This is a genomic window from Rhodobacter sp. NTK016B (genome assembly GCF_017303295.1).
Classification (GTDB): Bacteria; Pseudomonadota; Alphaproteobacteria; order Rhodobacterales; family Rhodobacteraceae; genus Pararhodobacter.
In genome coordinates this window covers 23,936-46,314 of record NZ_JAFKOK010000024.1, presented here as the reverse complement: position 1 = coordinate 46,314, position 22,379 = coordinate 23,936, and the positions used below count along the sequence as shown (strand labels likewise).

Sequence of the window (22,379 nt, the reverse complement as noted above, 5' to 3'; positions counted from 1 at the left end):
CCCCACCCCTCTGCGCGAACGGTGCAAGCGATTGGAATACGAGGGTTCTTTCCTGACGATCCGCGCGATCGAAACTCTGCCCGATCTCCACCAGCCCCGCCGAATCGAGCGCCGCTAACGCGTCGCCACGTGCCCTGTCACGCCCCCGCGTTATCCCATGACACCCCGCCGCCCCGCCCTTCCGCCCGAAACACGCCCCAGCAGCTCCACCCGAGCGCAGTATCAACCGCTCGCTGGCCAAAGGGCGCAGTGATTCGGTCCCGGCGAATCGCCGGGGCTCGCGGTCCGAATGTCAGGAAACAGGTGCTCAGCGCCGGAGCAGGTAGATATCCATGATCCAGCCGTGCCGCGCCCGAAGCGCCGCGCGGGTGTCGATGATCTCTTGCGCGACCGCGTCGAGCGGCCCCGAGATCAACGCCTCCTGCGCCATGCCCAGATAAGCGCCCCACCAGATCGTCACGCCGTCGGGCGCGATATGGGTAAAGGCCCCGCCCTGATCGAGCATAACCGCCACCGCGTCCGCGCCGGCAGGCCAGCCCTCGTCGCGCAGGCGGCGGCCGGTGGTGATGATCACGGGCGCGCCCAGATCGTTGAGCGGGATCGCATGGGCGGCAGTCAGGACCGACAGCGACGTGACGCCGGGCACAACGCGCGGCGTGATGCCCAGCCGCGCGGCAATGCGCAGAGTGGAATCGTAGAGCGAAGGATCGCCCCAGACCAGCAGCGCGACGCGCCCGCCCTGTGGCAGGCGGGCATCGATCTGCGCTTTCCATGTCTGCGCGATGGCATCGTGCCAGTCATTGACGCCGTCGAGATAGGCGCCCGAGGCATCGCGGACCGGCAGGTCGAATTCGACCACCCGCGACAGGTCGGGCAGATGGGTCTCGCAAATCTGGCGACGCAGGTCGGCCAGATCGCTTTTGTCAGAGCCCTTGCGGGGCAGCAGGATCAGGTCGGCCCCCGCCATGGCGCGGATCGCGGCGAGCGTGACATGCTCGGGATTGCCGGTGCCGATGCCGATCAGGTCGAGCGCAATCATGCCAGCCCCCATAAGAAACGCGGCAGACCAAGGGCCTGCCGCGCGTATCGTATCCGCAAGCTATCAGCTCGCGTGGTGCAGCCGGTTCACGAACAGGCCCGAATCCTTGTAGCGGTGCAGCGCCTTGGCCAGCGCCAGCGCGCCCAGATCGGCCAGCGGCTCGATCAGCACGACCGTCATATAGGCCGCGCCGAAGCTGACAACGCCGCCCATGGCCGACACGCCGTGACCATAGAGCGCCCAGAACGCGACCCATGCCACGATGCCGCCCTGATAGGCGACCGACAGTTTCAGCACATCGAGATAGCGCAGATCAACATAGGCTTTGGTGGCCGGGATCGCCTTGCGGGCGATCATGTGGATCAGGAACAGCGGGAACAGCAGGGTGGTGACGTTGACCGTGTACATCGCCAGATCGGTCGGGGCGAAGAACAGGCCCTGCACCAGAAGCCCGCCGGCCAGACCCAGCGCGGCGGGGCCGGCACCGAGGATGAGCAGCAGCGTGGTGCCGAGGATCAGGTGAACTTCGGACACGCCCACCGGGGCGTGGGGCAGGACTTCGAAGCAGATGAAGGTGCCGATCGCGGCCAGAACCGAGCGCATGGCGAAGGACAGCACGTTGTGCGACTTCAGGTCATCGGCGATCAGCTTCAGCGACACGCCAGCCGCCGCGGCAGCGGTGCCGTAGGACAGGATCATCTTTGCGCCGTCGACGACGCCCGGTTCGATATGCATACTTTATTGCTCCTTGCCGTCCCTCCGACGGCGATTTCCAGTCTCTCGCGTCGGGCCGGTCTCCTGGCTCGCGGGTCGCTGCGGACTGCCGCCTTCCCGCCCCGCCGGTCGTCGGACCCTTGGGACAGTGGCATCGTGGCAGCCAGCTCACCGCTGACAGTCGCGGGGGCGGCCGGGGCATTTCACCCCGTTCCCGTTTCAGCCCCAATCGGGGGCACCTGACCCTATCACCCTTGCCGGAAGCACCCCCGCCGGTCAAGGCTGATCGCGGCATTGCAGGGGGCATTCGCGACCCGGGCTGCAATCGGACGGCCCACAATCAGAAGGAGAGACGCGCCAGCGCTTCCATGGGCACTGAAGGGCGCTCAAAGGGGCGCTGCAAGCGCGCCGTTACTCTGCCAGCGGGCCGTAAAGAATGATCCCCGCCGCGCGCGGATCGGCGTCGGCCAGCGTCTCGGCCAGCGTGCCGATCGTCGCGCGGGTGATCTTCTGGTCGGGATGGCTGACATTCTCGGCCAGCATCGCGGGCGTCTCGGGCGGAAGACCCGCGTCCAGAAGCCGCGCAGCCAGAATGGCAAAGGTGCGTTTGGGCATGAAAACCACGGTCGTGGCTTGCCCGTCGGCCAGCGCGGGCATGTTCAGCCCCTCGGGCAGCGCGCCCGCGACATCGTGGCCGGTGACGAATTGCACCCGCCGCGCCTGCAGCCGCCGGGTCAGCGGGATGCCCGCCGCTGCCGCTGCCGCCGAGGCCGAGGTCACGCCCGGCACGATCTCGTAGGGGATACCGGCCTCGCGTAGCGCGGTGATCTCTTCCTCGAGTCGCCCGAAAATCCCCGGATCGCCGGATTTCAGCCGCACCACCTTTGCGCCCGCGCCTGCGTAATCGACCAGCAGGCGGCTGACATGATCCTGCTTGGGCGAGGGGCGGCCGGCGCGCTTGCCCACGGCGACCAGCTCGGCGCCGGGCCCCGCAAGATCCAGAAGCGGGCCCGAGGACAGATCGTCGAACAACACAGCCTCGGCTGCTTTCAGCCGGTTGACGGCCTTGACGGTCAGCAATTCGGGGTCACCCGGCCCCGATCCGACGAAGGACACGAAACCGCTCATTCTTGCCCCTTCACTTTGCCGGAAATACTCATCTGTCCCCTCCGTCCCGCGCGATCAGATGAAAGAAGGTCCCGCTGACCGTGCCGCGGACCGAGCCGGTCTCGGCCACCGCCGCGCCCTCGGCATCAGAAACCCGTGCCAGAACGGCATCCGGTTGTTCGAGGATTGTCGAATAATGAAATTCGTGGCCCCGCAGGACTGCCCCCGCCGCTTGTCCGGGCATGTCGGCTACAAGTTCCGCGCGGCGATAGCCCAGATGCATCTTGCGCTTCTCATAGCTGGTGACCAGCCCCAGTAGCCCGGCCATCTCGTGGCGCTGGCCTTCCTTGTCGATCAGCGCCGCGCCCAGAGCCATGTAGCCACCGCATTCGCCATGGACGGGCTTCGTTTCGGCGTGACGGCGCAGGGCCGCGCGGAAGCGTGTGGCGGCGGCCAGTTTCCCAGCATGCAGTTCGGGGTAGCCGCCAGGCAACCAGACCAGATCGGATGTGGGCGGGGCCTCGTCGGCCAAGGGCGAGAAGGGCAGGATCTCGGCCCCGGCGCGGCGCCAGCCTTCGATCAGATGCGGATAGGCAAAGGAAAAGGCCGCGTCCTGCGCCAGCGCGATGCGTTGGGCGGGGGGCGGGATGCGCAAGGCTGTAGGGTGCGTCATCGACGCACCGTCTGCGGCCGCCCGGATCGCGCCAAGGTCCACATTCTCGCGCAGAAACGCCGCGTAATCGGCGATCGCGCGGTCCAGATCGGGATGTTCGACCGCCTGCACCAGCCCCAGATGCCGCTCGGGCAGTTTCAGATCTCCGCGCCGGGGCAGTACGCCCAGCACCGGCATCCCGGCCGCTTCCATGCCCAGCCGCGCCAGCCGTTCGTGCCGGGGCGAGGCCACGCGGTTCAGGATCACGCCCGCGAAGGGAAGATCGGGCCGATACGCCCGAAAGCCCAGTGCTGTCGCCGCTGCCGATTGCGCCTGTCCCGAGACATCGACCACCAACACGACGGGCCAGCCCATCCGCGCCGCCGTCTCGGCCGAGGATCCATGCCCCAGCGCGCCTGCATAGGCCACGCCGTCATAAAGCCCCATCGACCCTTCGGCCACGCAGATATCCGCGCCCTCGGCCTCCGAGGCGATGGCGTCGAGCAGTCCCGCCCCCATCGCCCAGCTGTCGAGGTTGAACGACGCCCGCCCGCAGGCCGCGCGGTGAAAGGCCGGGTCGATGTAGTCGGGGCCGGATTTGAACGGCTGCACGGTCAGCCCGTCCTCGCTCAGCGCGCGCAGGAGGCCCAGCATGACCGTGGTCTTGCCGGTGCCCGAGGCCGGGGCAGAGACGAGGATCCCCTTCATTCTTTCGACCCCGCATAGACCGAATCCGCGTTTTGTGGCCGGAAGCGGCGGTCGTAATCGACGGCGTAAAGGCAGCTTTCCTCGAACCCTTCGCCCGCCAGCGCCGGCCCGACAAGGATCAGCGCCGTGCGCTCCATTGACCCCGCGACCTGTGCCTCGATAGTGCCCAGCGTGCCGCGCACAATCCGCTGCTCGGGCCATGTCGCGCGCCAGACCACGGCAACCGGGCAATCGGCGCCGTAGGCGGGCGTCAGATCGGCCACCGTGCGTTCAAGATTGTGGATCGACAGGTGGATGCACAACGTCGCCCCGGTGGCGGCGAAATTCGTCAGCGTTTCGCCTTCGGGCATGGCGCTGGCGCGGCCCGGCGTGCGGGTCAGCACCACCGATTGCGCAAGGCTCGGCAGGGTCAGTTCGGATCCCAAAGCGGCGGCGGCGGCGGCAAAGGCGGGCACGCCCGGTGTCACAGTATAGGGAATGCCCATCTCGCGCAGGCGCCTGAGCTGCTCGCCCATCGCCGAATAGACCGACAGGTCGCCCGAATGCAGCCGCGCCACGTCCTGACCCTTTTCATGCGCCCCGGCGATCACCGCCATGATCTGATCCAGCGACAGCGGCGCCGTGTTCACGATCTCCGCGCCTTCGGGGCAATGCTCCAGCACCGCCTCGGGCACCAGCGACCCGGCATACAGGCAGACGGGACAGGCGGCGATGATATCGCGGCCCCGAAGGGTGAGCAGGTCGGGCGCGCCCGGACCGGCGCCGACGAAATGAACACTCATTGGCCGTTTCCTTTCGCAAGCGCGCAGGTGGCAAGCCCGTCGGGCGAGACTGCGCGCGGGGCCATCAGATACGCGCCCGGCCCCGCCGCGGCAAGCGCGCAGGCCTCGGCCACGGAACCAGTGCCGCGCGCGCTCAGGCTGGCGGGCGATTGCGTGGGCGTGTCGGGCAGGGGGCCTGAGACCTCGATCAACGGCAGGTTCATCTTGCGTGCCAGCGGCGCCAGCGCCGGGGCCTTGTCGGCCAGCGTCGCCAGCGCGCCGGGCGTGCCCCCGGTCGCAGCCAGCGCGCCCTGCAGCGACGCCAGCGTCGCGCGGGTAGAGAAGCCGAAACCCGCGACGATCATAGCGTGACGCTCCATTGCACGATCGGATAGGCCGATTTCCAGCCGCGCCTCTGGCCCAGCGGCTGCGCCTCGGCCAGTTCGGCACGCAACAGGCTGCCGCCCTTCGCCGCCTGCGCCTGCGCCAGTAGGGCCTCGGATTCCAGCGTCACCGCGTGGGCGACCAGCCGCGTGCCCGAGGGCAGGGTGTAAAGCCGCTCCAGCAAGGCCTGCGACAGCCCGCCGCCGACGAAGACCGCGTCGGGCAGGGGCTGACCCTCCAGCACCTCGGGCGCGCGGCCCTCGACGATCTGCAGCCGCTCGACCCCCAGCGCCTCTGCATTCTCGCGCGCCCGCGCCGCGCGCTCGGCGTTGCCCTCAAACCCGATGGCGCGCAGCGACGGGTGGCTCAGCAGCCATTCGATCCCGATAGACCCCGACCCCGCGCCGATATCCCACAGCAATTCGCCGGGCTTCGGTGCCAGCGCTGACAAGGCCAGCGCCCGCACAGGCCGCTTGGTGATCTGCCCGTCATGCGTGAACCAGTCATCCGCCCGGCCCGAGGCCAAACTCAGCACCGCGCCCTCGCCCGCCACCTCGATGGCGACCGCGACCGGGTGCTGCACATCGTCCAGCGCGTAACCTCGGGCCGTCACGCGGCGCACCCGCTCGCGCGGACCCCCCAGCGCTTCGAGCACATGCAGTACCGACGCGCCGAATCCCGCCCCGTCCAGATAGCCCGCCAGCCCCGCCACCGCCGTCCCGTCGCGCAAAGTGACGATGGCCCGCGCCCCCGGTGCCAGCAGGGGGCGCAGCCGGGCGAAGGGCGCCGCGTGCAGGCCCAGACAGGCGACCTGTTCCAGCCCCCAGCCCATCCGCGCGGCGGCCAGCGAGAAGCAGGACAGGCCGGGCAGGGCGGTCCATTCCCCCTGCGCCAGCGCCTGCGTCACCACCGTTCCCGCGCCGAACCAGAACGGATCACCCGAGGCCAGCATCACCACCTGCCGCCCGCGATGGGCCAGCAGCAACGGCACCCCGTCGGCGAAGGGCACGGGCCATTCGACCTGCTCGGCGCCCGTCTCGGGCAGCAGCGACAGGTGGCGCGGCGGTCCCATGACCACTTCGGCCGCGTCCAGCGCCGCACGGCTTGCATCCGTCAGCCCCTTGGGGCCATCTTCGCCCAAACCCAGAATGGTCAGCCACGGAGTGTCAGCCATGCCCAATGTCCTTCTGCTCGGCGGCACGACCGAGGCGAGCGCACTCGCGCAGGCGCTGGCCGAGGCGCAGATCCCCGCGACGCTCAGCTATATGGGCCGGGTCGAGCGCCCCAAGGCGCAACCTATCCCGGTGCGGATCGGCGGTTTCGGCGGCGTGGCGGGGCTGCGCGACTATATCCGCCAGCACGCGGTGACGCATGTGGTCGATGCCACCCATCCCTTCGCCGCGCAGATGAGCACCAACGCCGTCAATGCCTGCGCCGATAGCGGCACGCCCCTGATCGCCCTGACGCGCCCTGCATGGCAGCCCGGCCCCGGTGACGACTGGCAGCGCGTCGCGGATATCCCGGCGGCGGTTGCGGCGCTGGCGGGACCGGCGCGCCATGTCATGCTGGCGATCGGCCGGATGCATATCCACGAATTCGCGCCCCAGCCGCAGCACCATTACCTGCTGCGCCTCGTCGATGACCCCAAGGAAACGCCGCCGCTGCCCCATCACGTGGTCGTTGTCGATCGCGGCCCGTTCAGCGCCGAGGCCGACGCGGCCCTGATGCGTGACCACAAGATCGACCTCGTGGTGTCGAAGAACGCGGGCGGCACGGGCTCTGTTTCCAAACTCGACGCCGCGCGCGCGCTGGGCCTGCCGGTCCTGATGATCGACCGCCCCAGCCTTCCGCCGCGCCATGAAGTGCACGAGATCGCGGATGTTCTGACCTGGCTCAGCGCCTAGCGCATCTTTGTTCCGAAAATATCCCGGGGGGAGCCGAAGGCGGGGGGCAGCGCCCCCCAATGCCGAGCGAAGCGAGGCGCCCTTCGCAAGAGTCGCCGCGCGAAGCGCGGCCGGGTCGCCCGCCGCGCCCGCGACAGCGGGCAAGAAGGGCGAAACCCCGCGCGTCATACCGATCTCGGCGTGTACAGGATCGGCCCGCGCGGCGTGTCGATCACCCGCGTCGCCGAATTGCCGACGATCACCATCGTGCGCATATCGGCCATTTCGGGCGTGCAGTCGGGCAGCGGCACGATCCGCAGCGCCTGTTCGGGGGTCGAGACGGCGCGGGCGAACAGCACCGGGCGCGCGTCGCCACACGTCTCGGTCAGGACTTCCAGCGTGCGGGTAAAGCCCTCGGGCCGGGATTTCGAGCGGGGATTGTAAAAGGCCATGGCGAAATCGGCCTCGGCGGCCAGCCGCAGGCGTTTCTCGATCAGCGCCCAGGGTTTCAGGTTATCGCTGAGGTTGATCGCGCAGAAATCATGGCCCAGGGGCGCGCCCGCCGCCGCAGCAGCGGCCAGCATCGCGGTGATGCCCGGCAGCACGCGGATTTCCAGCGCGCGCCACGCCTCGGGGCCCGACTCCAACGCCTCGAACACGGCGGCGGCCATGGCGAAGACGCCGGGATCGCCCGACGAGACGACGACGACGCGTTTCCCCTCGGCCGCCATTTCCAGCGCATGCCGCGAGCGGTCGAGCTCTACCCGGTTGTCCGAGGCGTGCAGCACCAGCCCCTCGCGTGGGGTTATGCGGGCGACATAGGGGATATAGCCCACCACATCCGTAGCCTCGGCCAGCGCGTCGCGCACCTCGGGCGTGACGAGCGTTTCGCGGCCCGGCCCCAGTCCGGCGATGACAACCCAGCCCGTCATGGCCTGCGTCCCTGTCCGTGGATCATGGCGATCGAGAAATAGGGGGCCTTGTCGACTTCGGCCAGTTTCAACACCCGTTCTTCCGCCATCGCCGCGTATTCCACCAGCCAAGCCTCGCCCATCCGGCCCGCCGCCTCGACGGCGCGTTTCAGCTTGGGCAGGTTCTGGCCGATCTTCATCACCACAAGCGCGTCGGTATCGGCGATGCGGGCCGTCAGCTCGGCCTCGGGCAGTGTGGCGGGCGCCACGGTCAGCACATCATCGCCCCATGTGATCGGCGCGCCGGTCGCAGTCCAGGCCGCTGCCATGCCGGTGATACCGGGCACGACGCGCACGGGCACATGCGGCTCGAGCCGGGTGAAGAGATGCATGAACGAGCCGTAGAAGAACGGATCGCCCTCGGCCAGCACGACGACATCCTCACCGCCCTCGGCCAGCGCGCGCAGATGCGCGGCAACGTCCGCGTAGAACTCGGCCAGCGACGCGGCATAGCGTGGATCGGCCAGCGGGATCTCGGTGGTGACGGGATAATCCATCGGGAATTCCACCACGTCGTCCCTCAGCATCCCCTCGACGATGCGGCGTGCCTGTCCGGGTTTCCCGGCCTTGCGGAAATAGGCGACATGCTTCGCGCCCCGGATCAGCCGGTCGGCGCGCACGCTCATCAGGTCCTGCGCGCCGGGGCCAAGGCCCACGCCGTGAACGGTGCCCGATTTCAAGATGGGGGTCATTCCTTGCGGCTCGCGATGGCGTTGATCGCGGCGACCGTGATGGCCGAGCCTCCCAGCCGCCCCTCGACGATGCAGGACGGCACCGGCTGGACCTGCCACAGCGCGTCTTTCGATTCGATCGCGCCGACGAAGCCCACCGGGCAGCCGATGATTGCCGCCGGGCGCGGGCAATCAGGGTCTTCGAGCATGTTGAGCAAGTGGAACAACGCGGTGGGCGCGTTGCCGATGGCGACCAGCGCGCCGTCCAGATGCGGGCGCCAGAGTTCCAGCGCGGCGGCCGACCGGGTGTTGGACATGGCCTTGGCCATATCGGGGACTTCCGGGTCGTGCAGGGTGCAGATCACCGGGTTCTCGGCGGGCAGGCGGAAGCGGGTGACGCCTTCGGACACCATGCGCGCGTCGCACAGGATCGGCGCGCCGTTTTCCAGCGCCGCGCGCGCGGCGGTCACGAAACCGGGCGTCATCTTCACGAAGCTCTCCAGCCCGACCATCCCGGCGGCGTGGATCATGCGGACGACGACCTGTTCCTCGTCGGCGTCGAAGCGGCCCAGATCGGCCTCGGCGCGGATCGTGGCAAAGGACTGACGATAGATCGCCGCGCCGTCGGTTTCATAAGTCCAGGGCATTCATCGGGCTCCGAAATGGGCAAGCAGGTCATCGGCGCTCAGCCCGGTTTGGGTCATTGGATCGCCCGCGCGGGCATGCGTCGCCATGCCGTAAGCGCCGTTTTCGCCGGTGATGACGACATCGGCGGGTGCGGGCCGCGCGCAGCCCTTGGCGCAGCCGCTGACATGCAGGCGGCCTTGGACATGGGGGGCGAGGGTGCGCGCCAGCGCGCGGGTCTCGACACTCGCCTGCGGGCAGAAAGGGGCGCCGGGGCAGGCATCGGTGGTCAGCTCGGGCGCCTGCGGGTCGGCAATCAGGCCCGGTTGCGGGCCGGGATTTGCGCCCAGCATCAACAGCGCGCGCCACGGGGTGATGCGCAGGGCGCTGGTGCCGCTCGCCGTGATCGCGGCGGCAAGGTCGTCGGCGCGGACCTGCCCGAAAGCGCAGCCCTGCACCATGCCCAGCGCCTGCGGGCCCGGGGTCAGCGGCGCGCGGGCGGGTGCGGGGGGCTGCAGGTCTTGCGCCCAGTCGGGCAGAGGGGCTTCGTGGCGGGCCATGCGGCCGGCCTGCGCGCCGCCCGAGGCGATGAACCAGTGGCACAGCCGGATCAGCGTGTCGATCTCGGTTCCCGGCATCAGGGTCAGGCCTGTCTCGCGTCCGTCGGGCCGCAGAATCAGACGGCGATCGGTGCCGCGCTCGATGCGGAAATCGGACGGCACGTCCTGCAAGAGCGGTCCCGCGCCCGCGTCGATGGCAAAGCCCATCTTCGGCGGAAGCTCGGGTAGCTCAGCCAGCCGGGCGATCAGCTCGGTGCTCAGCCGGTGGGTATCGTCGCCCTCGTCCCAGTTCGGCGCGGTGACGATGTTGCGCCGGGTCTCGGTGTCGATATCGCGGTCGATCAGGCCCAGCGCGGTCAGCGCGTCGATCAGGTCGGGCCAAGCGTCCTCGGTCACGCCGCGGATCTGGACATTGGCGCGGTTTGTCAGGTCGATCAGCCCCGCACCATGCGTCCGGGCCGCCGCGCACAGGCCCAGCGCCTGCGCGGCGCTCAGCTCGGCCAGCCGGGGGCGCACCCGCACGACATAGCCGTCGCCCGACAGCATCGGACGCAGCGCGCCGGGGCACCAGCCCTTGATACTGAAGCGTGTTGCGACACTCATTTCGTCAGCCCCGCAAGGATCGAATTCCTTCGTGTGGACCACAGCCCCGCCGCGTGCAAGGCGGCAAAGCGTGCCTGCATCGCCGCCAGCGCCTGCGGGTTTTCCCGCTCGAGGAAGGCCAGCACATCGTCCCGGCCCAGCGTGGCCTCGTGATACAGGTCGAAAAGCTGGGGCGGCACGGCCTTGGCCAGATGGGCGAAGGCGCCCAGATGATCGAGCGTCGCGGCGATCTCGGCCGCGCCCCGGAAGCCGTGGTTCATCATGCCGTCGATCCATTTCGGATTGGCGGCACGCGCGCGCACGACGCGGGCGAGCTCCTCGGTCAGGGTGCGGGCTGCGGGCTTGGCCGGGTCGCGGGCATCGAGGTGATAGAGCGCGGCCTCTCCCCCGGTGATCTGCTGCGCCGCAGCGAAACCGGCTTCGTGCGCGGCGTAATCGGCGGCCAGCAGCAGGTCGGTTTCGGGCAGGTCCTGCAAATGCACGAACGCGTCGGCATTGCGCACGCGGGCTTTCAGCCCCTCGGCGTCTTCCTCGCTGGTATCGAGCGCGTGCGCGCTGGCGTTCAGCCATGCCTCGCCCGCGGCCTGCCGGGCTTCCGGCGTATAGGTGTCCGCCGTCTCGCCCATCGACAGCCCGTAGGTGCCCGGTTTCGGCCCGTAGACGCGGTTCAGATCGTCGCGCCCTGCATAGGGGTTCCAGTCGGGCGCCTCGTCGCGCTGGGCCAGTGCCTTGACGGCGGTGGCGAAGAGGCTCGACAGTTCGGGGAACACGTCGCGGAACAGGCCGCTCACCCGCAGGGTCACGTCCAGCCGGGGGCGGTCGAGCTCGGCGATCGGCAAGATCTCGACGCCGCTGACGCGCCCCGACTCTCCGTCCCAGACCGGCTTTGCACCCAGCAAATGCAGCGCCATGGCGAATTCCTCGCCCGCCGTGCGCATCGTCGCACTGCCCCACAGGTCGATCACCAGATTGCGCGGCCAGTCGCCCTGATCCTGCAAATGGCGGCGCACCAGCTCCTCGGCCAGTTTCACGCCTTGCGCATAGGCGGCGCGGGTGGGCACGGCGCGGGGATCGGTGGTGAACAGGTTGCGCCCCGTGGGCAGCACGTCCCTGCGCCCCCGCCATGGCGAACCCGAGGGGCCGGGCAGAACGAAACGGCCCGACAGCGCCCGGCTCAGGCCCTCGGTTTCTTGCGCGCCATGCTCGCCGGTGCCGAAGACATGCAGCCCCTCGCCGAACTGGCTTTCCTTCACGTCGCAGACGAAACGGTCGATGCGGGTGATCGCCTCGGCCAGCGAGGTGGCGGTGGTCAGGCCCAGCTCGGCCTCAAGCCCCAAAGCCTGCGCCTCGGCGCGGATGTCCTGCTGCAGCCTGTCGCGGCGCGCGGGGTCCAGACCGTCGGCATTCGAGAATTCATCGAGCAGCGCTTCCAGATGGGTCATCCCGGCGCCCGTCTGCGCCTCGGTCATCGGCGGCGGCACATGGCCGATGGTCACCGCGCCGATCCGCCGCTTGGCCTGCGCGGCCTCGCCGGGATCGTTGACGATGAACGGATAGATCACCGGCAGTCCGCGCGTCAGCGCCTCGGGCCAGCAGGCATCCGACAGCGCGACCGACTTGCCCGGCAGCCATTCCAGCGTGCCATGCGCGCCGATATGAACCAGCGCATCGGCCTGTTCGCGCAGCCATAGATAGAAGGCCACATAGGCGTGGCGCGGGGTCTTCGTAACGTCGTGGTAATCGTTTTCGCGCAGCATGGGCGTGCCGCGTTCGGGCTGCAGGGCGATGAGGGCACGCCCGGCCCGGATCGCGGCAAACTGAAAGGCCCCGTTGCTGAGGTCGGGATCGTCCTGTGCGTCGCCCCAGAGGGTGTGGATCTCTTCCTGCAGGCTTTGCGGAAGGGCAGAAAGCGCCTGCCGATAGGCGTCGAGCGGCCAGTCGATGCGCGTGGTTTCCAGTGCGCGCGGATCGGCGTCGGCGATGTTATGGCCCTGCGCCCGCAAGCTGGTCAGGATCGCACGCGCCGATTCCAGGGCGTCGAGGCCCACGGCATGCGCCATCTGCCATCCCTTGCCGGGATAGGTGGACAGAACCAGCGCAACGCGCTTCTGCGCAGGGGGCAGGGTGGCCAGAGCGTGCCAGCCGGTGACCCGCGCGGTCAGGGCGGCGATGCGCTCGGGCTCAGCCCGGTGCAGGGTCCGGGCGAATTGCAGATCGGGGTCGGGATCGGACGCGCCCTTGAAGCTGACGACTGACCCGAAGATCCGCCCGTCCACTTCGGGCAGCACGACATGCATGGCCAGATCGGCGGGCGACAGGCCGCGATCCGATTCGTCCCAAGCCTTGCGCGGGTTGGTGGCCAGTGCGACCTGAAACACCGGCACATTGCCCGCATCCAGCGGCGAGGCCCCGCCATCGCGCCCGCTGAAGGCCGTGGCGTTGACGATCGCGGCGGGGGCAAGGTGGTCGACCCAGCGCTGCAGCCAGCCGCGCGCCTGCGGCGCCTTGAGCGACGGCGCGAACAGACCGATCACGTCGTAACCCGCCGCATCGAAGGCGCGCGCGATCTGTTCCAGCGGCTCGGTATCGGCCGCGGTCAGATAGGCGCGGTAAAAGGTCAGAAGAATACGCGGCCGGTCGCCAGACTCCGGGGTAACGAAGGCCAGCGCGGCGGGGCAGGTGATGCCCTCGGGCGTCCAGCCGCCGACCTCTGGCGTGACGCGGATCCCGCGCACCGGCGGCGCATACAGCCCGCAGGCCAGCGCGAATTGTTGCAGCGCCGCCTGCGCCGCCACCGCGCCGCCCTGATCGCACAGATGCTGCAACCGCCGCAGGGTCGATACCGGCAGCGTGCTGAGCGCATCGAGCCGGGGATCGGCGCGGCCATCGGCGGGCAAAACCGCCAGCGCGATGTCGCTACGCTGCGCCAGCGCCTGCACTTGTTGCAGCCCGTAGGACCAATAGGGGACGCCACCGATCAGCCGGATCAACACGCCCTTGGCACCGCTAAGCGTCTGATCGATATAGGTATCGACCGACAGCGGATGCTTCAGCGCGGCCAGATTGGCCAGTCTGAGCGTGGGCAGGCTGCCCGCCGCCCGATGCCAGCCCGCCGCGAAAGCCCCAAGGTCGGAATCCGAGAACGACAGCACGACAAGATCGGCGGGCGTCTGGCCCAGATCCTGCGGCGTGGCGGCCTCGTCGAGCCCGTGGCTTTCGCGGAACAGGACGTGCATTTACACCCCCAGCGCCCCGCGGATCGCGGCGGCGTCGATGCGGTCATGCTCGGCGATGACCACCAGCGAGGTCACCCGTGCCTCACCCGGTTTCCACGGGCGGTCGAATTGATGACGCACCCGCGCGCCTACCGCCTGCACCAGCGCGCGCATCGGCTTGCCCTTAACCGCGACGTAACCTTTGACCCGCAGAATATCGAGATTGCGCGCCATCTGCTCGATCTTCGCCGTCAGCGCGGACAGATCGTCCACCTCGTCCAACTCGACGACGATCGTGTCGAAATCGTCGTGCTCGTGATCGTCATGCCCGTCATGGTGCGATGGGCGCTGCGCGATGTCGTCCTCGGCCGCGGCGCCGAGGCCCAGGATGACGCGCGGATCGACGGCCCCTTCCGTCACCTCGACCACCGGCAGGGGGCGGGGGGCTTCGGCGGCGATGATGGCGCGCGCGGCGGCGATGCCCTCGGCCCCGGCAAGGTCGGCCTTTGTCAGAAGGACAACGTCGGCGCAGGAAATCTGGTCCTCGAACACCTCGCTCAGCGGGGTTTCGTGATCGATACTGTCATCGGCGGCGCGCTGGGCATCCACCGCCGCCACATCGGGCGCGAACCGTCCCGCCGCGACGGCCTCGGCATCGGCCAGCGCGATCACCCCGTCCACGGTGATGCGCGAGCGGATATCGGGCCAGTCGAAGGCCTTGAGCAGCGGCTTGGGCAGGGCCAGACCCGAAGTCTCGATCAGGATGTGATCGGGGCGCGGATTCATGGCCAGAAGGCTTTCGACCGTGGGCACGAAATCGTCGGCCACGGTGCAGCAGATGCAGCCATTCGCCAGCTCGAGGATGTTCTCCTCGGGGCAATCGGGAATGGCGCAGCCCTTGAGGATCTCGCCATCAACCCCCAGCGTGCCGAATTCATTGACGACGACGGCCAGCCGACGCCCGCCCGAATTGCGGATCAGGTGCGAGATCAGCGTCGTTTTACCCGAGCCGAGGAAGCCGGTGACGATGGTGACGGGGACTTTGTTCAGGTCGGACATCTTGGGCTCCGGTTCGGGGGCGCGATCGGGAGGCGTCACGCGCAGAGGATTTGTTAGGATTTCGCAGTCATGATGACCGGGAAAGGAGATTTGAGCACATTACGGTCACTCCAGAGGCGGAATGCGGGCGATGCAATTCTTGCGGAAATGCTCGGGCCTTTCGCGCCATGGGACCAGCCCGGTGGGATGGGTCTGATACTTGGCCGCGCCCTCGGCCACGGTGCCGGCCTGTTCGGCGGCAAGGTTGCCATAGATATAAGTCCATTTGCCCGGGCCCCGCAAAGCCACGGTGCATCCGCGCGAGCAATTGGACAGACATTCGGTTTCGCGCAGCGTGACGCCCTCGGGCAGCGTGTCGGCCAGCGCATCGGCCAGCAGACGCCCCGGACGCGGCGCTTCGGGATCGGCATCGCGCCGGTCCATGTATCGACAGGTCACGCAGACCAGAAGGTCGACCGTATCGGTCATCTTGCTCTTTCTGGCGGGGATGGTGCGGGGGTTCCACGGGCTGCGCGCGGTCCTGACCCGTCACCGGAACACCCCGTCCGGCTGGTTGTCTCGGCGCTGGCAGGTCTCCCGGCTTGCGGAGTTCAGGTTTCCCTGCGGCCATCCGCCTTCCCGGCTTGTCGCCAGTGGCGTGTGGATGGCCCCTCCGGTCACGGTCGCGGGGGCGGCTGCGCTTGAGGGTCGGCCCGATTGGGGTTGACCCGGTATCGCATTCCCTTTTCACCTGCCTCGGAGGACAGGCACCAACCCTGCGGACATGCGATGCAGGGGCCTTCAAGTCAAGCGGGGATGCGACGGATGACGGACGGCACCGACAAACGGGACGATGACGCGGCTGAAGACGCGGCGCGCCACAAAGCGAAGATGCAGAAGATCAAGGCCGCGCGCGACCGGATGGCCGAGGCGCGGCAGGGCGAGAAGGGCCTGATCATCGTGCATACCGGGCCGGGGAAGGGCAAATCCTCGTCCGGGTTCGGCATGATTCTGCGCGCCATCGCGCATGAGATGCCCTGCGCCGTGGTGCAGTTCATCAAGGGCAGCTGGGATACCGGCGAGCGGCGGCTGTTGACCGGGAGTTTCGGTCATCTTTGCCAATTCCACGCGATGGGCGAGGGCTTTACCTGGGAAACGCAGGACAAGGCGCGCGACATCGCGGCGGCGCAGAAGGGCTGGGAAAAGGCCAAGGCGCTGATCCGCGATCCCGAAATCCGTATGGTGTTGCTGGACGAGATCAACATCGCGCTGCGCTATGAGTACTTGGATATCGACGAGGTCGTGGATTTCCTCGCGACAGAAAAGCCCGAGATGACGCATGTCGTCCTGACCGGGCGCAACGCGAAGCCGGAATTGATCGAACTGGCCGATATGGTGACCGAGATGACGCTGGTGAAACACCCGTTCCGGGCGGGAATCAAGGCGCAGGCGGGCGTGGAATTCTGAGTGAGCCAAGCGTCGCAAGCGTTCTGGGGCAGGTTGCCTTTGGCTTGGCGGTTGTGGGCGTGACGGCCAGACGCAGCATGTTTCTCGCCATGCTTTAACGGTTTCGAAAGATCGGATGGTGTAGCGTGATCGTGGGGCGACCAATGACAGTCGCCCGGCGATGCAGAAAAGTCCGTAGGCGCCGGTCGTATGGCGCCCGGTCAGACGGCGGATTTTTGATGCCGACGGTTCCCGGGAACTGGCCTCCGGTGACGACCGGTTACGTCAACCAGAGACCGCGTTTTCGCCCTGCTTCCGGGCCGCGTCGAGGGTCTGACCCGGAGTCAGCGCCTGCGGGTCGAGCACAAGCTCGATCACCGCGACGGTGCCTGCCGCCTTTGCGCGGGCGAAGGCCTGAGGGAAATCCTCGGTCCGGGACACGGTTTCGCCGTGGCCGCCATAGGCGCGGGCGAGCGCGGCATAGTCCGGGTTGAACAGGTCCGTGCCCGAGACGCGGCCGGGATAGGTGCGTTCCTGATGCATTCGGATCGTGCCGTAGCGACCGTTATTGGCAAGGATGACGATCGGCGTCGCGCCGTATTGCCGCGCGGTCGAGAGTTCGTTGAGCGTCATCTGGAAACAGCCATCGCCGGCGAAGCACAGCACGGTCTTGTCGGGATGCTCAAGGCTGGCGGCAATCGAGGCGGGAAACCCGTAGCCCATGCTGCCCGAGGTCGGACCGATCTGCCCGGGAAAGGCGCGCGGGCGGAAATAGCGGTGCATCCAGGTGCAGTAATTGCCCGCACCGTTGGTGGCGATGGCATCGGCGGGGACGTTGTCGGACAGCCACGCCATGACCTGTTCGAGCTTGACCGCGCCCGGCGTTTCGCGCGACTGGCGCCAGTCGAGAAGGTCGGCATGGGCGGCGGCGGTCCAGTCCGACCAGTCGGGCAGGCCCTGCGGCACGCTGGCCGCGAGCGTGGCGATGATCTCGGGCGCGCGGCGGGCAATCGCGCAATCGGGGCGCCAGACCCGGCCCACTTCGTCCGGGTCGGGATGCACATGCAGCACGCGCTTGCCCGGCGCGGCGGGGTCGATCAGCGTGTAGCCATCGGTCGCCGTATCGCCCAGCCGCGCACCGAGGATGAGCAGCGTGTCGGCTTCGCGCAGGCGCTGGGCGAGTTTTGGATTCATGCCGACGCCGAGATCGCCCGCATGGCCCGGATGATCGGCGTCAAGCCGGTCCTGACGGCGGAAGGTCTGCGCCACCGGAAGGCCCGTGGCGCTGGCGAAATCGGCAAGGTCGCGTGCGGCCTGCGTCGACCAATGCGGCCCGCCAACCACGACCAGCGGGCGCCTCGCGTCTTTCAGCCCGTCCCACAGCGCGGCGATCTCGGCCTCGGACGGTGTGGCGGGCATCGGCGGCGGCGGGGCCAGATCGGGGATTTCGGTGCGCGCCGACAGCATGTTCTCGGGCAGTGAGAGCACGATGGGGCCGGGGCGCCCCGACTGCGCGAGATGAAAGGCGCGGGCGAGATATTCGGGCAGGCGGCTTATATCGTCGATTTCGGCCGCCCATTTGGCCAGCCCGCCGAACATCTGGCGGTAATCGACTTCCTGAAACGCGCCCCGGTCGCGGTGGCCGGAATCGATCTGACCCACGAACAGGATCATCGGCGAGGAATCCTGCTGCGCGACATGGATGCCCGAGGCGGCATTGCTGGCGCCGGGCCCGCGGGTGACGAAGGCGATGCCGACCTCGCCCGTGATCTTGAAATGCGCCTCGGCCATCATCGCCGCGCCGCCTTCATGGCGGCAGACGATGTTCTCGATCCCCGACTCGTGCAGGCCGTCCAGCGCCGCGAGAAAGCTCTCGCCCGGAACCGAAAAGACCCGCCGCACGCCTTGTGCCTTCAGGTGATCGACCAGGATCTGTCCGCCGTGCCGCATGGATTGCCTCCGTTTCGTGCTGGTCGGACGGTGGCGCAAGTGCGGGCGGGTTTCAAGCGCGCCACATGCTTGTCTTGCGGGCAGGGCGCGTTAGGACAGGGCAGAGGACCGGGCAAAGGAGACCCCGATGAGCGACATGACCCTTGCGGGCCTGTGCGGATCGCTGCGCGCCGACAGCCTGAACCGCAAGCTGATGATGGAAGCCGCGCGCGCGTTCGGCGGGTCTTTTACCGAAGGCAGCCTGCGATTGCCGCTTTTCGACGAGGATCTGGAGGCACAGGGCATCCCGCCCGAAGTGACGGCGCTGGGCGCGGTGATCGAGGCGGCGGACGCGGTGCTGTTCGCTTGCCCCGAATACAACAAGGCGCCGCCGGGGGTGGTGAAGAACGCGCTTGACTGGATGAGCCGGCTGAAACCCAACCCGCTGGCGGGCAAGCCCGTGGCGATCGTTACCGCCGCTGGGGGCCGGGCCGGGGGCGAGCGGTCGCAGAACGTGCTGCGCTGGATGCTGGTGCCGCACCGGGTCGAGCCGCTGTCATGGCCCGAGGTGCTGGTGGGCAATGCCTCGGGCGAGTTCGACGAGGCCGGGCATCTGGTGTCCGAGCGCTATGCCAAGCAGGTCGCGACGCTGATGGGACGGCTGCGGGCGCAGGCCGAAGCCCGTCGCTGATCACCTGCGGGGGCGCTTGCGGCCCAGAAGCCGCCCCAGCGGCCCCCAGCCCCACAATACGACCGCGACCGAACCGAGCGAGGCGGCAAGGAAGGGCGTGGTCAGCGCCAGCCCGCGCGGCAGCGGCCCGTCGGTGAGCCGCACCAGCAGCCCTGATAGCAGCAGCCCCAGCGGCATCATTCCCCAGGCGAGCAACCGATAGGCGCTGTTGACCCGGCCCAGAAGCGCGTCGGGGATCATCCGCTGGCGGGTCGCGACCGAAACGGTGTTCCACACAAAGCCCGCCCAGTCGAACACCGCCAGCACCAGCGCCAGCGACCACGGGCCGGGCGCCAGCGCGAAGAGCAAAAAGGCGGGCGGCGAGACGGCGAGCGTGACCTGCGCAGTGCGCGCGGGTCCAAGCCAGCGCACGACATGCTCGCCCATCAGCCCGCCGGTGATGCCGCCTACCGCCCCGGCGGCCAGGATCAGCCCGTAGGCGGTCGAGGACAGGCCGAGATTTTCCTGAACATGCAGCACCAGCGCGATCGACCCCATCATGAAGAACAGGTTCCACAGCCCGGTCAGCACCGCCAGCATGCGCAACAGGTCCGAGCCGCGCAGAAAGGCCAGCCCCTCGGCCAGCTCGGCACGGAAGCTGCGCGGTTGGGGCCGCTCGGCGCGATAACGTCCGGCCAGCCCGGCCACGATCAGCGCCGCCGTGCCATAGGCGGCGGCGTTGGCGATGAACGGCAGCGGCAGGGCGAGCCCGATCAGCAGCGCGCCCAGCGGCGGCCCGATCAGCGCATTCCCGGCCAGCTCGACGCTCCACAACCGGCCATTCGCCGCTTCCAGACGCTCATGCGGGACCAGCGACGGCAACATGGTCTGCGCGGCATTGTCGCGAAACACCTCGGCCACGCCGACGACAAGCGCGGCCAGCATGAGGGCGGCGAAGGCCAGCGGCGCCGAGGTCCCGGTCTCGGGCGCGTCGGGCAGGGGCAGCGCCGCCCAGAGCGCCAGCGCGGCGGCGAGAAAGGCCAGCATCCGCGCTGCATCCATGGTCAGGATCAGACGGCGGCGGTCGGTGCGGTCGGTGATCACGCCAGCGGGCAGCGCAAAGACCGCCCACGGCAGGCGCAACGCCACCGGCACCAGCGCGATCAAGAGCGGGTCGCGCGTCAGCAGCGAGGCGGTCCATGCCCAGGCGATGGTCGCGATCCCGTCGCCGAGATTGGTCAGCCCGCTCGCGGCAATGAAACGGGTCAGGGCAGAGGGGACGGGCATGAGTCATCCAGACGCGGTTACAGGCGTTACTGGAAAGCCGATGCGCGGCGGGGTCAAGGCATACGCTGCCGGGCAGACACCCGCGCTTAGCTTCGTCCGCGCAGGATGTCGATCAGGCCGATCGGGCCGGTTTCGCCGCGCAGGCGGGCGCGGTAGATGACGACGGATTCGGTCACCCGCATGACGTAGTTGCGGGTCTCGTTGAAGGGGATCATCTCGACGAAATCCACCGGGTCGATGTCGGGATCGCGGGGGTCGCCATAGTCGCGCGCCCAGCGGGTCGGGCGGCCCGGACCTGCATTATACGCGGCCGAAACCATCGACAGCGTGCCGTCGAACTGGTCCATCATCTCCTCGAGATACGCCGCGCCGAGGATGGCGTTATAGGTGGCGTCGGAATTCAGCCGCTCTTCGTCATAGGCGATGCCGATGCGCCGCGCGGTATGCGCGCCGGTGGCGGGCATGACCTGCATCAGCCCGCGCGCATCGGCATGGCTGCGGGCGCGAAAGTCGAACTCGCTTTCGCGCCGGGCTATCGCGAGGGTCAGGTCGGCGGGCGCGCGCAGGTCGGCCTCGGCCATCTCGGTGACGGGGAAGTAGGCTGCGGGCAGGACCACGCCGATACGGACCGCGATCTTGGCGATGCGCAGGGCGAAGTTCGGCTCGCCCCGCTCCAGCCAGAGCTGCGCCAGCGCGCCGAGTTCGGCTTCGGTCGTCAGGTTCTCGGCCAGTTGCAGGGTGAAGCGCCGCGCTTCGTACCATTGCCCGGAATCGTGCAGCAGAAGCGCCGCCTGCAGCAGGTCGGAATCGACCAGCGCGGTCTCGTGCCAGTCAGGATAATCGGGCGGCGTCACCAGCGCGGCGTCAAGCGGCAGGCCCAGATGCTCGGCGGCAAGCTGGCCATAGAACGCCGTCTGGTGCTGCGCGCCGAATTCATAGGCTGCGCGCGCGCCCACGGCATCGCCCGCCGCATCCAGCGCGCGCCCTTCCCAATAGCCCGCGCGGCCCAGCGTGATGGGACTGGTCGAGTCGATGCGCAGCCGGGCGAAATGCTGCGCAGCATCGGCGGGACGGTCGAGGAAGCGCAGCGCGATGTACCCGGCCAGCCATTCCAGCTCGGCCATCGAGGCGCCGTTATCGGTGAGCCCGTGTTGCGCGGCCAGCCGGTAGGCGGTCGGATACGCGCCGTCCTCCATCGCGTTGCGCGCCAGCCGCAGCCGCTGCCCGGCCCAGGCCTGCGGGCGGCCCAGCGTGTCGGGCGAGCGTTCGAGGATCAGGTCGACAGCGGTATCGCTCAGCCCCCGGCGCAGGCGCCAGATGAAGCGGTCATAGGCCAGTCCGGGATCGGATTGCAGCGCGGCGGGCACGGCGTTGATCAGCGCGTTGACCCCGTCCTCGCGCGCCTGCAGGGCGATGCGCGCACGCGCCAGCGCCGCCTCGCCCGCCGTGACGCGGGGCAACATGCGGGTGGTGGCTTCGGTCTCGTCGTCCCAAAGCATGGCGTCCAGACGATCGGCATTCAGCGGTGTCAGGACCGTGCCATAGCGGTCGAGAAGGTCGGTTTCGATCGCCTCGGACAGGTCGTGTTCCAGCCACAGGCTGCGCAGCGTTGCGCTCGTGTCCTGACCCAGCGCGGTCTGCGCGCGCAACAGCGCCAACAGCCCGCCGCTGGTCTGCGGCGTGCGCGCGGCGAACCAGCCGGTCACAACCTCGGGCGGCTGGTCGGCGAGCTCGGTCTCGGCGCGGGCGCGCAAAAGCTCCATGCCGGGCCAATGCGCGTGATGGGCATCGAAAGCGGCATAGGTCGACATGTCGCCCGCGATCCCCTCGCGCAGGATCCGCCAGGTGGCGATGCGCACGCCGATCGGCCCGGCGGCTTCGCTCAACGTCTCGAAGGCCTGCGCGTCGCCCTGCCGGACCGCTGAAACCAGCGCGCCGATAGCGCCGCCGGCCCTTGGCGGCGGGGCACCTTCCCAGGCAGCCACGGGAAAGGCGATGACGGAAAGAACGGCAGTAAGGAGACGCATGCTGGCTCTTGAAAAGGTCTTCGGGAGAGTCTAGTCGCCTAGCACGCTTGCGCAACACACAAAGGGGTCAGGTCACACCGACCGGCCGCA

The 22,379-nt window shown here is 68.8% G+C and carries 20 protein-coding genes and 2 riboswitches; of the genes, 3 read left to right on the top strand and 17 right to left on the bottom strand.

The annotated features are described in order from the left end of the window. Positions 1-307: 307 nt before the first annotated feature. From cobF to cbiE, 7 genes are all read right to left on the bottom strand, one after another. Positions 308-1,039 (bottom strand): precorrin-6A synthase (deacetylating), encoded by a 732-nt coding sequence (gene cobF / locus JI664_RS22625; RefSeq protein ID WP_207016052.1) that lies wholly within the window; start codon positions 1,037-1,039, stop codon positions 308-310. A gap of 63 nt (positions 1,040-1,102) precedes the next feature. Continuing rightward, positions 1,103-1,774: an energy-coupling factor ABC transporter permease gene (locus JI664_RS22620; RefSeq protein ID WP_207016051.1), complete on the bottom strand. Its 672-nt coding sequence runs from the start codon at positions 1,772-1,774 to the stop codon at positions 1,103-1,105. A gap of 36 nt (positions 1,775-1,810) precedes the next feature. Further along, positions 1,811-2,011: riboswitch (cobalamin riboswitch) on the bottom strand. 153 nt (positions 2,012-2,164) lie between these two features. After that, the gene (gene cobA, locus JI664_RS22615; RefSeq protein WP_207016050.1) at positions 2,165-2,881 is read right to left on the bottom strand and encodes a uroporphyrinogen-III C-methyltransferase; all 717 of its coding nucleotides are present in this window, start codon (positions 2,879-2,881) and stop codon (positions 2,165-2,167) included. Positions 2,882-2,909: 28 nt separating this feature from the next. Further along, on the bottom strand, positions 2,910-4,220 hold the full coding sequence (locus JI664_RS22610) for a cobyrinate a,c-diamide synthase (protein WP_207016049.1): 1,311 nt from the start codon (positions 4,218-4,220) through the stop codon (positions 2,910-2,912). Continuing rightward, positions 4,217-5,002: a precorrin-4 C(11)-methyltransferase gene (gene cobM / locus JI664_RS22605; RefSeq protein ID WP_207016048.1), complete on the bottom strand. Its 786-nt coding sequence runs from the start codon at positions 5,000-5,002 to the stop codon at positions 4,217-4,219. Before cobM ends, JI664_RS22610 begins: the two co-directional genes overlap by 4 nt. Next, a complete protein-coding gene (locus tag JI664_RS22600; protein ID WP_414707757.1) occupies positions 4,999-5,361 on the bottom strand; it encodes a cobalamin biosynthesis protein in 363 nt (120 codons plus the stop codon). Before JI664_RS22600 ends, cobM begins: the two co-directional genes overlap by 4 nt. Further along, the gene (gene cbiE, locus JI664_RS22595) at positions 5,343-6,539 is read right to left on the bottom strand and encodes a precorrin-6y C5,15-methyltransferase (decarboxylating) subunit CbiE (protein WP_207016047.1); all 1,197 of its coding nucleotides are present in this window, start codon (positions 6,537-6,539) and stop codon (positions 5,343-5,345) included. The genes JI664_RS22600 and cbiE overlap by 19 nt, the downstream gene beginning before the upstream one ends. Here cbiE and JI664_RS22590 point away from each other — a divergent pair. Then, a complete protein-coding gene (locus JI664_RS22590) occupies positions 6,538-7,269 on the top strand; it encodes a cobalt-precorrin-6A reductase (RefSeq protein ID WP_207016046.1) in 732 nt (243 codons plus the stop codon). The genes cbiE and JI664_RS22590 overlap by 2 nt on opposite strands. A 164-nt stretch (positions 7,270-7,433) precedes the next feature. On the opposite strand, the gene cobJ is transcribed toward JI664_RS22590, so the two are convergent. From cobJ to JI664_RS22555, 7 genes are all read right to left on the bottom strand, one after another. Continuing rightward, the gene (gene cobJ, locus JI664_RS22585) at positions 7,434-8,180 is read right to left on the bottom strand and encodes a precorrin-3B C(17)-methyltransferase (protein ID WP_207016045.1); all 747 of its coding nucleotides are present in this window, start codon (positions 8,178-8,180) and stop codon (positions 7,434-7,436) included. Continuing rightward, positions 8,177-8,911: a precorrin-2 C(20)-methyltransferase gene (gene cobI / locus JI664_RS22580; RefSeq protein ID WP_207016044.1), complete on the bottom strand. Its 735-nt coding sequence runs from the start codon at positions 8,909-8,911 to the stop codon at positions 8,177-8,179. The genes cobJ and cobI overlap by 4 nt, the downstream gene beginning before the upstream one ends. Continuing rightward, complete coding sequence (locus JI664_RS22575) at positions 8,908-9,537, bottom strand: precorrin-8X methylmutase (protein ID WP_207016043.1); 630 nt, start codon at positions 9,535-9,537, stop codon at positions 8,908-8,910. The genes cobI and JI664_RS22575 overlap by 4 nt, the downstream gene beginning before the upstream one ends. After that, positions 9,538-10,677 (bottom strand): cobalamin biosynthesis protein CobG, encoded by a 1,140-nt coding sequence (locus JI664_RS22570; protein WP_207016042.1) that lies wholly within the window; start codon positions 10,675-10,677, stop codon positions 9,538-9,540. Continuing rightward, positions 10,674-13,913, bottom strand: a complete 3,240-nt coding sequence (gene cobN, locus JI664_RS22565) for a cobaltochelatase subunit CobN (RefSeq protein ID WP_207016041.1) — start codon at positions 13,911-13,913, stop codon at positions 10,674-10,676. The genes JI664_RS22570 and cobN overlap by 4 nt, the downstream gene beginning before the upstream one ends. Further along, positions 13,914-14,951 carry a cobalamin biosynthesis protein CobW gene (gene cobW, locus JI664_RS22560; RefSeq protein WP_207016040.1) on the bottom strand — a complete coding sequence of 346 codons (1,038 nt, stop codon included), beginning with the start codon at positions 14,949-14,951 and terminating at the stop codon, positions 13,914-13,916. 105 nt (positions 14,952-15,056) lie between these two features. Next, on the bottom strand, positions 15,057-15,419 hold the full coding sequence (locus JI664_RS22555; RefSeq protein WP_207016039.1) for a DUF1636 family protein: 363 nt from the start codon (positions 15,417-15,419) through the stop codon (positions 15,057-15,059). Positions 15,420-15,500: 81 nt separating this feature from the next. Then, positions 15,501-15,720, bottom strand: a riboswitch (cobalamin riboswitch). Positions 15,721-15,755: 35 nt separating this feature from the next. Here JI664_RS22555 and cobO point away from each other — a divergent pair. Next, a complete protein-coding gene (cobO, locus tag JI664_RS22550; protein WP_207016038.1) occupies positions 15,756-16,397 on the top strand; it encodes a cob(I)yrinic acid a,c-diamide adenosyltransferase in 642 nt (213 codons plus the stop codon). A gap of 264 nt (positions 16,398-16,661) precedes the next feature. On the opposite strand, the gene JI664_RS22545 is transcribed toward cobO, so the two are convergent. After that, a complete protein-coding gene (locus JI664_RS22545) occupies positions 16,662-18,326 on the bottom strand; it encodes a thiamine pyrophosphate-binding protein (RefSeq protein WP_207016037.1) in 1,665 nt (554 codons plus the stop codon). 127 nt (positions 18,327-18,453) lie between these two features. Between JI664_RS22545 and JI664_RS22540 the strand changes: the two genes are divergently transcribed. Then, the gene (locus tag JI664_RS22540) at positions 18,454-18,996 is read left to right on the top strand and encodes an NADPH-dependent FMN reductase (protein ID WP_207016036.1); all 543 of its coding nucleotides are present in this window, start codon (positions 18,454-18,456) and stop codon (positions 18,994-18,996) included. Here JI664_RS22540 and JI664_RS22535 read toward each other — a convergent pair whose 3' ends face one another. Together JI664_RS22535 and JI664_RS22530 are read right to left on the bottom strand one after the other, a co-directional pair. Then, positions 18,997-20,262, bottom strand: a complete 1,266-nt coding sequence (locus JI664_RS22535) for an MFS transporter (RefSeq protein WP_207016035.1) — start codon at positions 20,260-20,262, stop codon at positions 18,997-18,999. It abuts the gene before it with no gap. Positions 20,263-20,348: 86 nt separating this feature from the next. Beyond that, entirely contained in the window at positions 20,349-22,289 is a 1,941-nt protein-coding gene (locus JI664_RS22530) for a lytic transglycosylase domain-containing protein (RefSeq protein ID WP_207016034.1), read from the bottom strand. Positions 22,290-22,379: the final 90 nt, after the last annotated feature.

Coding starts and splice junctions, on each gene's coding strand:
- JI664_RS22620 (WP_207016051.1), bottom strand. CDS start 1,774: ATGCATATCGAACCGGGCGTCGTCGACGGCGCAAAGATGATCCTGTCC.
- cobM (WP_207016048.1), bottom strand. CDS start 5,002: ATGAGTGTTCATTTCGTCGGCGCCGGTCCGGGCGCGCCCGACCTGCTC.
- cobW (WP_207016040.1), bottom strand. CDS start 14,951: ATGTCCGACCTGAACAAAGTCCCCGTCACCATCGTCACCGGCTTCCTC.
- JI664_RS22575 (WP_207016043.1), bottom strand. CDS start 9,537: ATGCCCTGGACTTATGAAACCGACGGCGCGGCGATCTATCGTCAGTCC.
- cobN (WP_207016041.1), bottom strand. CDS start 13,913: ATGCACGTCCTGTTCCGCGAAAGCCACGGGCTCGACGAGGCCGCCACG.
- cobI (WP_207016044.1), bottom strand. CDS start 8,911: ATGACCCCCATCTTGAAATCGGGCACCGTTCACGGCGTGGGCCTTGGC.
- cobF (WP_207016052.1), bottom strand. CDS start 1,039: ATGATTGCGCTCGACCTGATCGGCATCGGCACCGGCAATCCCGAGCAT.
- cobJ (WP_207016045.1), bottom strand. CDS start 8,180: ATGACGGGCTGGGTTGTCATCGCCGGACTGGGGCCGGGCCGCGAAACG.
- cobA (WP_207016050.1), bottom strand. CDS start 2,881: ATGAGCGGTTTCGTGTCCTTCGTCGGATCGGGGCCGGGTGACCCCGAA.
- cbiE (WP_207016047.1), bottom strand. CDS start 6,539: ATGGCTGACACTCCGTGGCTGACCATTCTGGGTTTGGGCGAAGATGGC.
- JI664_RS22530 (WP_207016034.1), bottom strand. CDS start 22,289: ATGCGTCTCCTTACTGCCGTTCTTTCCGTCATCGCCTTTCCCGTGGCT.
- JI664_RS22570 (WP_207016042.1), bottom strand. CDS start 10,677: ATGAGTGTCGCAACACGCTTCAGTATCAAGGGCTGGTGCCCCGGCGCG.
- JI664_RS22535 (WP_207016035.1), bottom strand. CDS start 20,262: ATGCCCGTCCCCTCTGCCCTGACCCGTTTCATTGCCGCGAGCGGGCTG.
- JI664_RS22540 (WP_207016036.1), top strand. CDS start 18,454: ATGAGCGACATGACCCTTGCGGGCCTGTGCGGATCGCTGCGCGCCGAC.
- cobO (WP_207016038.1), top strand. CDS start 15,756: ATGACGGACGGCACCGACAAACGGGACGATGACGCGGCTGAAGACGCG.
- JI664_RS22610 (WP_207016049.1), bottom strand. CDS start 4,220: ATGAAGGGGATCCTCGTCTCTGCCCCGGCCTCGGGCACCGGCAAGACC.
- JI664_RS22555 (WP_207016039.1), bottom strand. CDS start 15,419: ATGACCGATACGGTCGACCTTCTGGTCTGCGTGACCTGTCGATACATG.
- JI664_RS22600 (WP_414707757.1), bottom strand. CDS start 5,361: ATGGAGCGTCACGCTATGATCGTCGCGGGTTTCGGCTTCTCTACCCGC.
- JI664_RS22590 (WP_207016046.1), top strand. CDS start 6,538: ATGCCCAATGTCCTTCTGCTCGGCGGCACGACCGAGGCGAGCGCACTC.
- JI664_RS22545 (WP_207016037.1), bottom strand. CDS start 18,326: ATGCGGCACGGCGGACAGATCCTGGTCGATCACCTGAAGGCACAAGGC.